The organism is Clostridium lamae (assembly GCF_033043255.1).
Taxonomy (GTDB): Bacteria; Bacillota; Clostridia; order Clostridiales; family Clostridiaceae; genus Clostridium; species Clostridium lamae.
In genome coordinates this window covers 1-12,615 of the sequence record NZ_JASCQJ010000039.1, presented here as the reverse complement: position 1 = coordinate 12,615, position 12,615 = coordinate 1, and the positions used below count along the sequence as shown (strand labels likewise).

Sequence of the window (12,615 nt, the reverse complement as noted above, 5' to 3'; positions counted from 1 at the left end):
TTGTTTTTCAATTTATACTAACTATTATTTTAGAAATCCAAGTATATTTAGTATTTCTTTTGCTATTTCTCTTTCTTTTCCTTTATAAGGATATGAGTGTATGTGTATAGCAGGATTAAAATTAAGTTCTATTATTGCATAGTTCGAATTTTCATCTTTGTAATCCTCTATCATCATATCTACGCCACAAATATTAGCTCCTACTGCTTTAGAAGACTCAACAGCAATATCCTTAAATCTTTGTGGTATTAAATCTGTATAGTCTATACTATCTCCACCAGTGCTTATATTAGAATTCTCTCTTAAATAAACAATCTCATTTTCTTCTGGTACATAATCAAAATCTCTATCTATTTGTTTTAAGAATAATTTTGCACTATTATCTAAATTTATTTTTTCTAGTGGTGTTTTATAACCCTTTCCTCTAAGTGAGCTTTTATTCTTCTCTTCTACTAATTGCCTAATGCTACTTTTTCCATCTCCAATAACATTTGCTGGTACCCTATGAAGTATTCCTGGAACCTTATCACCAACCACTAAGAATCTATATTCCTTACCTGTAATAAACTCTTCAACTAATACAGTATTATCATGCTCAAAAGCTAGTTTAAATGCTTCTTTTATATCTTCTGTATTTGCTCCTTCTTTAAATATTGAAATTCCGAGTCCAAAGTTTGTTGATTTTGGCTTTACTACAATAGCTTTGTTATCATATTTATGAGCCTTGTTTATAGCCTCATCTAAACTAAAGAATTCATCTCCCTGCGGTACTCTTATTTCATTAGTATCTAATATTTTCTTAGTTACAACCTTATTTTCCATCATTAAAACTGTTATATAATTATCTTTTGATGTTTTAGTAGCTTGTTTTACGTATTCTATATGATTATCTTTCTTTAAAGAAATAAAGTTATCTGCTCTATCTATTACATCTACCTTAATTCCTCTTTTCATTGCTTCCTTCATTAATATTTGAGTTGATAGCTCTAAGTCTTCAAAGCCTTCAAGTTTAAATCTATTCTTATATGCATCTTCTTTATATTCTTTTGCTAGTCTTAAATGGCCTTCTATAAATCCTTCTTCCTTTACCATTTGAGATATTCTATAAGCGTATGTTAACTTAGGATTTATAACTTTCTCTATCATTGAATCAATTAAACTTTCCTTGCCTAACGATAGCTTATTACTCATTTCTTTCATTTCATTTAATATATTTAAAGCCCAATCATTTTTAGTTATTGTATCTCCATCTCTATATAAAACAACATCCATTTGTCCATACATAGAAATTATATTTTGATTGTTTTGAGCTTCTTCTTGCCACTTTTCATATGTACTTTCATCCTTTATAAGGGAATAAATAGTGAATAAATTTATAAAGTTCAAGTCCTCTAAAGAAATTCCAGCTTTAGTAAATGGATTAATATCTATACTTCTTATTTCTAAGTAATTAATTCCATCTTCTACTAGTGATTCTAGAAATCTATCATTATCTTTAGCTTTTAATCTAATTTGTGTATAAAGTTCCTTATGACTATCAATCACTTTATCATCAATAAATTTATATACGCTTCCAACATATTCTCTAACTGAATTATAATTAGGATACAAATCTATTGGATTTTTATATCCACATTCACTATTTCTATAAGAAACAGCTCCAACATTGCTAAAACTATCTTTAGATATCTTATCTAACTCAATTACACATTTTTCTCCAAAAGTTTCATGCATAGTTGTAGTTCCACCTAACAGATAAATTAATAGCCATCTGTATCTAAGATAATTTCTAACAACTTTTAAGTAAATGGAGTCTTTAAATTCTTTATAAGACTTATCGTTACCTAATTTTTCATATAAATCTTTAATCAGCTCTTCATCAAAAGAAAAGTTATAATGAATTCCAGAAATTAATTGCTTCTTACCTCCATATTTTTTTAATAATTTCTTTCTATAATCACTAGCAGCTCCCCCACCATTAGAATTACCATAATCCGCTATTGGAATTAAATCATCTGAAGGAATACTACAAGGCATTGACTGTGGCCATAGATATTCATCATTTAACTCTAGTACAGTAATATCATAAAGTGAATTAACAAAACTATAAACCTCTTCCAAAGTCTTTACTGTTGGAGTTATAAGCTCTATCTGACTTTCTGAAAAATCTGTTGTTATATATGGATGAGAAATTTTACATTCAAAAACTTCAGGATGCTTAGTTAACGCAAGCTTTCCATCTCTATCTACTCTTAACGTTTCACGTTCTATTCCAAAATTTCCCTTTAATAATTCTTCTTTATAATTAAGTGATTGAATCACATCTAACATCTTTATACACCTTCCAAATTTTAAATTTATATATTAAATAAGCAACTGTTCCCTTTAGAACACTAGATATTGAAATCCCTATCCATATACCATTAACCCCATAAAATCTTGTTAATATAATTGCTAATGGTATTCTAAGAATAGTAAATGCTATACTAATTAATGCTGGTATTTTCGGAACTCCAAAGCCTGTAAAAACACCATTAGATATCATCTCTATAGTTGCAAAAATTTGAGAATATCCAATTATCCTTAAATAATTACTTGCTATCATTATAGTATTGCCTTCTCTAATAAATAATCTTACTAATATTTCTGGAGTAAATATAAATAGCAAACTTATAAATAAAGCATATATAGCTCCAATTCCTATTGCTGTATTATATCCTTTATTTATCCTATCATATTTTTTAGCTCCAAAGTTTTGACCTACAAATCCTGCAATAGCACCATTTAACCCACCTACTACCATATAAACGATTGACTCTATTTGCAATCCAATTTTTTGCGCAGCAATGGCATCTGCCCCAAAGCTTCCAATTATTCTGGCTAATAATATATTTACTAGAGTAAACAATACTCTTTGAAATGACATCGGTAGACCTAAAATTGTTATTTCCTTAATCTTATTATAACTTAAACCTATAGTAAAATTAAAATTAAATAAGCTTCGTGATTTTTTAATAAAAAATATAAACATTATTCCATTTGCAATTAAAGTTCCTATCGCCGCCCCAGTAACTCCGAGTTTGAAAATATATATCAGTATAGGATCTAAAATTAAATTAATAACTACACCTATAGCACTTATATTTAAAGCAGATTTATTTATTCCAAAACTATTAAACAATCTAATAAACAAAGTATTAAAGAAAGAAAAAAATAGCATTGGTGAACTTATAGCTAAATATATATATGCCTGGTTTTCTACTATAGGATTTTCTATATTTAAAAATTGTATGAAGTTTTTACCAAAAAATATTAATATTAATGAATATATTCCTCCTACAATTGCATTTAAAATAAGTCCATTATATATATATTCATCTACAGCTTTATTATCATTTCTACCGATTGAATGGGCAACTTTTATTCCTGTTCCAATAACAACAAAAGCACTAATCGAATAACCAAGTCCAATAAAAAAGCTAGATGATCCAATACTTGCTACTGCATTGCTTCCTAAGCCCCCAACCCATAACATATCTACTAAATTATAAGTAAATTGTAATAAGGAACTTCCCATTATAGGCAATGCTAAGGTTACTAAGACCTTAAGTACATTCCCCTTAGTTAAATCAACTTTATTCATCTTCTACTCACTTTCAAAGCTATTCACTTTTATTTATACAGTTTGAACTGCATATGCATTTTTTATCATTTGTCAAAGTATTATTTAGAAATCTCATAAGTTTATCACATAATTCTGTATCTAAACTATAATATATCCATGTCCCTTCTTTTCTGCATTTTACTATTCCAGAATCCATCAATACCTTCATATGATGTGATAATGTTGGTTGAGTAAAATGAAAACTTTCTAATATTATACATGCACATTTTTCTCCCGAAGATAGCATATCAACAATCTTTAATCTGTTTATTTCTCCTAACGCTTTAAGTATCTTAATATTATCTTCATAAATATTACTCATTTTAACCTCCTTATATAGATGTTTATCTATATATATTCATAAGATAAATAGACGATCATCTATATATAACCATATTTAAATATAGATGATTATCTATATTTAGTCAATAGATATATTTTAAATGTATAATGTAGAATGAAGAATATAAAATTGTTGATGTAATTTGTTCTAATTTACTAAAAATATAACCCTAATATACAAAAAGAACCTTGATTTCTCAAGGTTTTTATATAACTATTCATTTAAATTATCCTTTATATAAATGTTCTCTAGTCATTTCTAATGTATTATTATTTCCCTTTGAAAAAACTATTTGATGCAAGTCAATCATTCCATTATTAAATGAGGCTGCACAAGAAGATAGGTACAATTCCCACATTCGTATAAATCTTTCATCAAACATCTTTGAAATCTCATCTATATTCTTTTTATAATTGTCATACCAACAAAGCAGTGTTTTAGTATAATGTCTTCTTAAACTTTCTACATCTAATGTATAATAGTTAAATTCACTACCTATATTTATTATTTCTCTTAGACTAGGAATAACTCCCCCTGGGAATATGTATTTTTTTATCCATGGATCTCCTAAGCTTTCTTTTCTGCCACTAATATAATGCAATAAAAATAAGCCCCTATCCTTTAATACAGCATCTACATTTTTAAAGAAAAGCTCATAATTATCACGACTAACATGTTCTAACATTCCTACACATACAACTCTATCAAATTCTAAATTGCTCGTTTCTAAATCTCTATAATCCATTAATTTAGCACTCAAATATTCTTCTAAATTTTCATCTTTAATTCTTTCCTTAAACTTTAAATATTGTTGTTCACTTAAAGTTATTCCGACTCCATGTATCTTATATTTTTTAGCTGCTTCAATTAATAAATATCCCCAACCACATCCTATATCCAGTAAACTCATACCTTCTTTAAGTTGTAATTTCTTTAATATATAATCAACTTTATTTTTTTGTGCTTCATATAATGTGTCATCTTCATTTTTAAAATATGCACAAGAATAGCTCATAGTTTCATCTAACCAAAGCTCATAAAAATCATTTCCTATATCATAATGCGATGTTACTTCTTTCTTTTGATTCTTTTTCGATGTTGATGAATGTATTAATTTACTTAATACATTTTCATTCACATTAAACTCATCTAACCTTCCCATTACAATATCTAAGGCATCATATAAATCTCCCGCTTCCATATCTAATACCTTATCCATATAGGCTTCCCCTAACGCTAAAGATGTACTAGTAAATAATAACTTTTTATCTATATTTCCATTTACTTTAATAACAAACTTAGGATTTTCCTCCCCTATATTTAGTTCTTTACCATCTTTAAATATAACCTTAAAAGGTACTGAATTATTATTTTTAAAATACTTTTTAATAATCATACTTTCTAATGACATAGTGGCACACCTTCTTTCAATATTTTAAACCATACATACTATTTTTTCCCTAAATTCCTAAAATACTCTTCTTATTATTAATTGGTGTTGTTTACTATATTGAAGGTCTACATTATTTACTTTTTATGTAAATATGTTATTATTAATTTATAATTTTTATATATGTAATATAAATACATTTTAAAATCAATAAAATTAGAATTGAAGTTATTAAGAAAAATAAAAAGTAGCTGTAAATTTATTATAATAGGAGGAAATTTATGAGTGATAGAGCTAAAGCACTAAAAATAATTGCAATAATAGCAACTTCTCTTACCTTACTAACGTTAGTGTTTTTATTAGTTTTAAGTACATTAGATGAATTTACAATATATCCTTACATCTGTTTATTAATAAGTGTTCTGCCATGTATTAGCCTTTGGAAATCATATCTAGATGAAAAAAAGTTGAATAAAAAAATAAACTCCAAGTAGATATATTTCTTCTACTTGGAGTTAAATTAAAAAATAATCCTATAAATAAACTCATATTTATTTTAGGCTTTTTAATTTTTCAATTTCTTCTTTTTGCTCTTCAATTATTTTTAAAAGCTCCTTCTCTTTACTAAAGTACTCCTTACTTAATTCATTAATGAGTGAAGCCATTTCATCTGCTGATCCAACAATTCTATTAAATAAAAGAAGATTTGATTTTAGTATTTCAGGTATTTCTACATGGGAATATCTAAGTCTATGGTCTATTTCCCCGTATCCTTCTTCAAATATAGTTCTTACTTGAATTTCTGCTATAACTCTTTCGTTAGTTGGATAAAACTCAACTAAATAATGAACTGATCTATATCCTGATATTCTTGATCTAACTTCTATACCAAGTTCTTCAAACTTCTTAGTGTTATCTCCTTCTCTTACATTTGCCGTAACCTCAATAACATTCCAAGTCTTAGTTATAAATTCGTGAATATCCTGCCACTGATCTTTAAATATATGGATAACTCTAATCCCAATCAAATCATTTATTTCATTTTTATAATTTTCTAAAGTAAATTGAAAATCTCTTCCATACTTTGATTTTCTATCTTCAGTTTTTCTTATAATTTTTTCAATTAGTCTATCTGCATCCTTGATCCTAGATTTGACTGTATGAACCATTGATTGAGAACGCAGTATATTAGCTATAAATTCTGCTTGATTTTCATAAGATACTTTATAGTCTACAAAGTCATTATATATATCCTTTAAAACTTCAGTATCTATATTATTTTCTTCAATAATTTTCTCTACATGTGGATATTTCAATAAAAATTCATCAATATTAAAACTCTTCTTCACTTACTCTTCCCCTTCGGATATAGAATTAATTAATAATAGTTTCTTATCTACCTTGTCTTCTATTACTACTTCTATTATTACTTTTACTATTCTTTACTCTTGAGTTTTTTCCTTTAGCTTCTCCAAATTTTCCCTTTGATGAGCTTTTACTATTTGTAGATTTTGAATTTGCTTTAGAGCCTTGCTTTGAGTTTGATTTTCTTGATTTAGAATTCCCCTTAGCTATAGCCTCTTCTTTCTTTATCTTAGCCATATATCTATCAGCCTTAGATTTAATTAAGCATTTAGGTCCATTACCTATTAAATCTTCTCTACCAGCTTTAACTAAAGCATCATGTACTAAGTTATAATTCTTTGGATTCTTAAATTGAAGAAGTGCTCTTTGCATAGCCTTTTCTTCTCTAGTCTTTGGAATATAAACTTCTTTACCAGTTATAGGATCTACTCCTGTATAGAACATAGCTGTTGATAAAGTTCCTGGTGTTGGATAAAAGTCTTGAACTTGCTCTGGTTGATATTTTGTATCTCTTAAATATTCAGCTAATTCTATTGCTTCATTTAATCCGCTTCCTGGATGGCTTGACATTAAGTATGGAATTAAATATTGTTCCTTACCTAATTGTTTATTTATCTTAAAGAATTTTTCTCTAAATCTATCGTAAGTATCTCCTGAAGGCTTACCCATATATTTTAGTGTATTAGCAGCCACGTGCTCTGGTGCAACCTTTAATTGTCCGCTTACATGATGTTCAACAAGTTCTCTAAAGAATGTATCATTTTTATCTGCCATTATATAATCATATCTTAAACCTGAACGAACAAAGGCCTTCTTTACTTTTGGAAGCTTTCTTATCTTTCTTAAGATTCCTAAGAATTCACTATGGTCAACTATTAAGTTTTTACATGGTTTTGGAGTTAAACATTGTTTACTCTTACATGCTCCTATAGTAAGCTGTGTCTTACAAGCTGGCTTTCTAAAGTTAGCAGTTGGCCCTCCAACATCATGTATATATCCCTTAAAGTCTTTAAGATTAGTTATTTCAACAGCTTCTTCTAATATAGAATCTTCACTTCTACTTTGAACTGCTCTTCCTTGATGGAAGGTAATAGCACAAAATGAACAATTTCCAAAACATCCTCTTGAGCTAACTATACTAAACTTAACTTCTTCTAAAGCTGCAATTCCACCAAACTCATCATATATAGGATGAGATTCCTTTGTGTATGGAAGAGCATAAACTTTGTCTAATTCTTCTCTTGTTAAAGGCATTTCTGGTGTATTACAAACTACATATTTATTACCATGCTTTTGAACTAACACCTTTCCTCTTACAGGATCTTGCTCTTCATATTGTATCTTAAATGCTTCAGCATATTTCATTTTATCCTGTGTAACTTCTTCTTTAGAAGGTATTAATTTATAATCACCATAAATTTCATCTAATGAATCTATAGTGTAAGTTGTACCATTAACATGTCTTATGTATTTAGCTTCAAATCCATCATTTAAAGCATTTGCCACTTCTACAATTTGCTTTTCACTCATTCCATAAATTAAAAGATCAGCACCACTATCTATAAGTATTGAATTTCTTACATTATTACCCCAGTAATCATAGTGAGCCATTCTTCTTAAACTAGCTTCTACTCCACCTATAACAATATCTATATTTTTATAAGCTTCTCTTATTTTATTACAATAAACTATAGTTGCTCTATCTGGTCTTGCTCCCATTTTTCCACCTGGAGTATAAAGATCCTTTTCTCTAGGTCTTTTACTTACAGTATAATGGTTAACCATGGAGTCCATATTTCCTCCATTAACTAAGAAAGCAAGTCTTGGTCTTCCAAGCTTCATAAAATCATCTGTACTATGCCAATCTGGTTGTGGGATAATACCAACTTTATACCCTGCATCTTCTAAAACTCTAGAAATAATTGCTGTTCCAAAGCTATGATGATCAATATAGGCATCCCCTGTAACTATAATAAAGTCACATTGCTCCCATCCACGTTCTTTCATATCCTCTTTACTTATCGGTAGAAATCTATTATTTGACATTTAAACACCTACTTTTATATTTTCGCTAATTGATTATAACACTATAATAAAATTAAATCATTGGTTTTTTTTAATTTACAGAATGTTACTAGTATAATTTCGGAAATTATGTGACTGTCTCAATATTCATATAATAAAATATAGAAACAAATACAAATTATGCCCAAATAAATAATTATATCTATATCTATAAACTCATAATTTTATATAATCTCCTAATAATATAAATGACTAATATTTTAGGAGGGAAAGTTTATGAAAAATAATAATAGAAAAACTCATTCAAAAGAAAACGTTCTAAGAAATGGGACAAAGACTCAAAATCAATATGCTAATAATCACTATAATTTTACTACTGAAGAACCAGCACTTAATGAAAGTGGAGTTGAAGCTAAGAAAAGAGGTTTTTAGTGCTAACGCACAATGGATAATGCATAATGCGTAATGCGTAATGCATAATTATTGAAAAAACTCCTTACGGAGTTTAAAAAAATAGTAGTTAGTTTTGTTTTTACACAAAACTAACTACTTTCCCAATTATTAAAGTAATTTGATTCAAATTCTATTTTTATCCTCTAGGAAACCAGTTTATTCCACATAGTGTTAAAGGTTTCTTCGTCTAATTTAAATACAAATTCTAGCCCTGAATAGTATACATATCCATCTTTAAATAATCTTATTTGTGCTTTAGTTCCATCTTTCATTTTTAAAAACATAAATTTTTGATTTTCTTCGTTATCAAATAATTGACTTCTTAAGCTTTCATCTTCTAGTGAATATGGTACTCCTTTATACATAGCATCTATGAATCTATTTACTGTATCATCTATAATAACTTCTTTTTCTTCTATTAGTCCATTATTCCAATTATTAAAGCTTTCCCATGTGATACTTTCTAAGTTTCCCTTTATATTCATCTTTCCAAAAACATCACTACCATCTTCTAAAGTGAAATCATTTAAGCATTGCCATAAATTTATATATTCTCCATATTCATTATTAGAATAGGTTATTAATCTGAAATTTTCATCATATCCCTTTGCTGTATAAACTTCATCGCCCTCTCCGAAGCTTGCAAAATCTTCTAAGCTTTCTAAGTCTATATAACCTTCTGAGGTACCATTATCTACGATTTCCCCCATCATATTCCATGTTACCCCTATTTTTTTATCCATTAAAGCTTTACCTTCTTCTAGTGAAATTTCTATAACTTCCATGATATATACCCTATTCTTATATACTAGTGTAGGTGCTCTCTTTGCTGCAATATTTGGATCTGTTACTCCAAGCTGTTGTTTAGGTACATATATACCTTCTTTTTTAAAAATTATATTTGAAAATATAAAAGTTGAAAATATTAATAATGCTGCAACTATTGAAAGTGCAACTTTATAATTTAATTTACTTTTTTTAATTATTCTAGAATCATTATAACTTCTCATCTTATCAGACAAACTAATCAATACCTCTTTCCTTAATTTAATCTTATCATTATCATTTTTATAACTATCTTTAAAATTCAAAGCACTCATCTCCTTCTATTATTTCTTTAAGCATATTTCTTGCTCTATGAAGCTGAGAACGTACCGTTGACTCTTTTACATTTAGTACTTCTGATATATTAGCTGTAGTCATATCTTCATAATAAAATAGATGTATAACAGTTCTATACTTGGTTGGTAAATCCAGTACATACTTATATACTTCACTTTCTTCCTTTATTGTTGTAATTATATTATCCTCTAAAACTGTAGTCCTTTTAAACCAAGCTGAAGTTAATAAATTCTTGCTTAAATTTATAGTTACCCTTATTAACCAAGCTTTTATATGCTCATCGCTTTCAAAGTTTATATTACATTTCATAAATCTCATAAAAACATTTTGCATTATATCCTCAGCATCATATACACTTTTAGTTCTTGAAAAGGCTAATCTATATATTGTATCTGAATACTTTTGTAAAACTTCTAAAATAAGCTCTTCCCTAGGTAAAGAAAACTCATTCATGTTCCCCATCATCCCCCTTCACCCTTAATACAATTTTACCCCTCAAAATGTTGCATATAAACTAAAAAAACTCACCTTAATGATGAGTTTATAAATTTATTTTTTATTTTCTATATCTTTTAAAGCAACCTCTAATATATCATCACCATACTCTACATAAATATCTGGTTCTAATATAGGTTCACTATCTTTACTAATGTCTGGTCTTGTCCATTTTTTATGTGATACTTGACCTATTAATTTAGAATTTTTTAATTGATATGTCAGTACATCTCCATAACTAGATGGCATATTACTACTTGGTCTTCCAACTAAAGTTCCAAGGTTACCATCTGATACCCATACACATAGCATTTGTGCTGAACTAAATGTAGCTTCATTTGTAAGTACATATAAATTAATATCATCATTCTTTACTACTTTATTATTACTCTTATATGATATATTACCACTTTTTCTTAAATAGCCTCTTTGTTCTTGAGCTAAAGGAGAAAATCTTATTACAGAGCCATAATGTCCTGCTTCAATATCAAGAGCTTCTAAAATCATGCTACAAGCAGTTGAATTTCCACCAGGATTATCAGTTACATCTATTATAAAATTATTTATTCCTTGATTTCTATATTCTCCAATATCTATTAAGACAGCTTCCAAATAAGAATTAATTTCACAAATTCCTAATCTTATATACCCAGTTTCCTCATCTATCTTTTTTATATAAATACTATAATCACTATTACTCTCATCAGTAGCTTCATTAAATTTTACTTCTAAATTCTCCTCTTTTTCACCATTCTCTATAGTTAAATTAATATTGTTATTATTATTTACTCCTATGCTTTCTAAAGAATATTTTTCCTTAGAATATCTTTCTATATTTCTAGCTTCTGCAATACTGTTTTCTGCTGGAAATGTTTCTTGTACTATTTGCACTATTCTATCAATATCTACATTTCCTATTTTCTTAATTCTCTTATTAGTTAGTTTCTTATCTTTATCAAGTAATATTAGCTTTCCATCTTTATATTTCCACTCTACATTAAGAAACATATTTTCACTCCATCTAAGAGATGTATGTCCATCTTCTATTGATGATAAGTATTTTGATATTTCCTTTTGCAAACTTCCAACCGTCATACTAGAATTACTTACACTTAAAATTTCTTTCTTTGAATTATAATACTTTTCAGGTACTTCCTCTAGAAATATAGGATGTGTTTTTTCTACTATATCTATAATATTCTCAATATCTTCTTTTACTTCTTCTTTAGATAATTCTTTATCTAAGTTTGGATTTCCTATACTTTCAAATTCCTTAACCTTATAGATTGAAATAGGCTGATTAAAATATAAATATACAAAAAATCCCCCTACTAATAGAATAATGCTTAATACAGATACTCTAATTACTTTCCAAATATTTTTTTTCAATTTTACTCCCCCTGTAAAATTAATATATGTTCTTAAATATAAGTCAACTTCCAAATATTGTTATAATCAATTATACTCATTACTACACAATAAATTCAATAGCTTTAATAATTAGTAATATGTGCTTTTTACAAACCATTTATATCGTATAGTTATCTCATATGGTTTTGATGTAGTTTGAAGTTTTTATATCCAAACACATAAATATATTATTAATTCTATGTATTCCATTTTTGTTTTAGTTATTTTATAAATAAATATTTCATATTTATTATTAAGATTTATTCCTCAAATATAAAATATTAGGAGAGTACATAATGAATTGGATTAAGATAAGAAATTTTATTGTAAATATTAGTGATAATGATG

The 12,615-nt window shown here is 27.5% G+C and carries 11 protein-coding genes; 2 read left to right on the top strand and 9 right to left on the bottom strand.

Features of this window, described 5'->3' with window-relative positions:
* Positions 1-24 precede the first annotated feature (24 nt).
* From gshAB to QK892_RS14775, 4 genes are all read right to left on the bottom strand, one after another.
* Positions 25-2,331, bottom strand: coding sequence for a bifunctional glutamate--cysteine ligase GshA/glutathione synthetase GshB (gene gshAB / locus QK892_RS14790; RefSeq protein WP_317274321.1), 2,307 nt, complete (start codon positions 2,329-2,331; stop codon positions 25-27).
* Positions 2,306-3,643, bottom strand: coding sequence for an MATE family efflux transporter (locus tag QK892_RS14785; protein WP_317274320.1), 1,338 nt, complete (start codon positions 3,641-3,643; stop codon positions 2,306-2,308). The genes gshAB and QK892_RS14785 overlap by 26 nt, the downstream gene beginning before the upstream one ends.
* Positions 3,644-3,662: 19 nt before the next feature.
* Entirely contained in the window at positions 3,663-3,986 is a 324-nt protein-coding gene (locus QK892_RS14780; RefSeq protein WP_317274319.1) for an ArsR/SmtB family transcription factor, read from the bottom strand.
* Between the two features lie 247 nt (positions 3,987-4,233).
* Complete coding sequence (locus QK892_RS14775; protein WP_317274318.1) at positions 4,234-5,418, bottom strand: cyclopropane-fatty-acyl-phospholipid synthase family protein; 1,185 nt, start codon at positions 5,416-5,418, stop codon at positions 4,234-4,236.
* Between the two features lie 260 nt (positions 5,419-5,678).
* Between QK892_RS14775 and QK892_RS14770 the strand changes: the two genes are divergently transcribed.
* Positions 5,679-5,891, top strand: a complete 213-nt coding sequence (locus QK892_RS14770) for a hypothetical protein (RefSeq protein WP_317274317.1) — start codon at positions 5,679-5,681, stop codon at positions 5,889-5,891.
* 57 nt (positions 5,892-5,948) lie between these two features.
* On the opposite strand, the gene QK892_RS14765 is transcribed toward QK892_RS14770, so the two are convergent.
* Together QK892_RS14765 and QK892_RS14760 are read right to left on the bottom strand one after the other, a co-directional pair.
* Positions 5,949-6,746: a RelA/SpoT domain-containing protein gene (locus QK892_RS14765; protein ID WP_317274316.1), complete on the bottom strand. Its 798-nt coding sequence runs from the start codon at positions 6,744-6,746 to the stop codon at positions 5,949-5,951.
* Positions 6,747-6,789: 43 nt separating this feature from the next.
* Complete coding sequence (locus tag QK892_RS14760; protein WP_317274315.1) at positions 6,790-8,808, bottom strand: YgiQ family radical SAM protein; 2,019 nt, start codon at positions 8,806-8,808, stop codon at positions 6,790-6,792.
* A gap of 255 nt (positions 8,809-9,063) precedes the next feature.
* Between QK892_RS14760 and QK892_RS14755 the strand changes: the two genes are divergently transcribed.
* On the top strand, positions 9,064-9,219 hold the full coding sequence (locus QK892_RS14755) for a hypothetical protein (protein WP_317274314.1): 156 nt from the start codon (positions 9,064-9,066) through the stop codon (positions 9,217-9,219).
* Positions 9,220-9,383: 164 nt separating this feature from the next.
* Here QK892_RS14755 and QK892_RS14750 read toward each other — a convergent pair whose 3' ends face one another.
* From QK892_RS14750 to QK892_RS14740, 3 genes are all read right to left on the bottom strand, one after another.
* Complete coding sequence (locus QK892_RS14750) at positions 9,384-10,331, bottom strand: hypothetical protein (protein WP_317274313.1); 948 nt, start codon at positions 10,329-10,331, stop codon at positions 9,384-9,386.
* Positions 10,321-10,827: a sigma-70 family RNA polymerase sigma factor gene (locus QK892_RS14745; protein ID WP_317274312.1), complete on the bottom strand. Its 507-nt coding sequence runs from the start codon at positions 10,825-10,827 to the stop codon at positions 10,321-10,323. The genes QK892_RS14750 and QK892_RS14745 overlap by 11 nt, the downstream gene beginning before the upstream one ends.
* An 84-nt stretch (positions 10,828-10,911) precedes the next feature.
* Entirely contained in the window at positions 10,912-12,246 is a 1,335-nt protein-coding gene (locus QK892_RS14740) for a S41 family peptidase (protein ID WP_317274311.1), read from the bottom strand.
* Positions 12,247-12,615 lie beyond the last annotated feature (369 nt).

What these genes read in the sequence shown, in the direction of transcription:
- QK892_RS14745 (WP_317274312.1), bottom strand. Translation starts at nt 10,827, where the DNA reads ATGATGGGGAACATGAATGAGTTTTCTTTACCTAGGGAAGAGCTTATT.
- QK892_RS14760 (WP_317274315.1), bottom strand. Translation starts at nt 8,808, where the DNA reads ATGTCAAATAATAGATTTCTACCGATAAGTAAAGAGGATATGAAAGAA.
- gshAB (WP_317274321.1), bottom strand. Translation starts at nt 2,331, where the DNA reads ATGTTAGATGTGATTCAATCACTTAATTATAAAGAAGAATTATTAAAG.
- QK892_RS14775 (WP_317274318.1), bottom strand. Translation starts at nt 5,418, where the DNA reads ATGTCATTAGAAAGTATGATTATTAAAAAGTATTTTAAAAATAATAAT.
- QK892_RS14785 (WP_317274320.1), bottom strand. Translation starts at nt 3,643, where the DNA reads ATGAATAAAGTTGATTTAACTAAGGGGAATGTACTTAAGGTCTTAGTA.
- QK892_RS14780 (WP_317274319.1), bottom strand. Translation starts at nt 3,986, where the DNA reads ATGAGTAATATTTATGAAGATAATATTAAGATACTTAAAGCGTTAGGA.
- QK892_RS14755 (WP_317274314.1), top strand. Translation starts at nt 9,064, where the DNA reads ATGAAAAATAATAATAGAAAAACTCATTCAAAAGAAAACGTTCTAAGA.
- QK892_RS14770 (WP_317274317.1), top strand. Translation starts at nt 5,679, where the DNA reads ATGAGTGATAGAGCTAAAGCACTAAAAATAATTGCAATAATAGCAACT.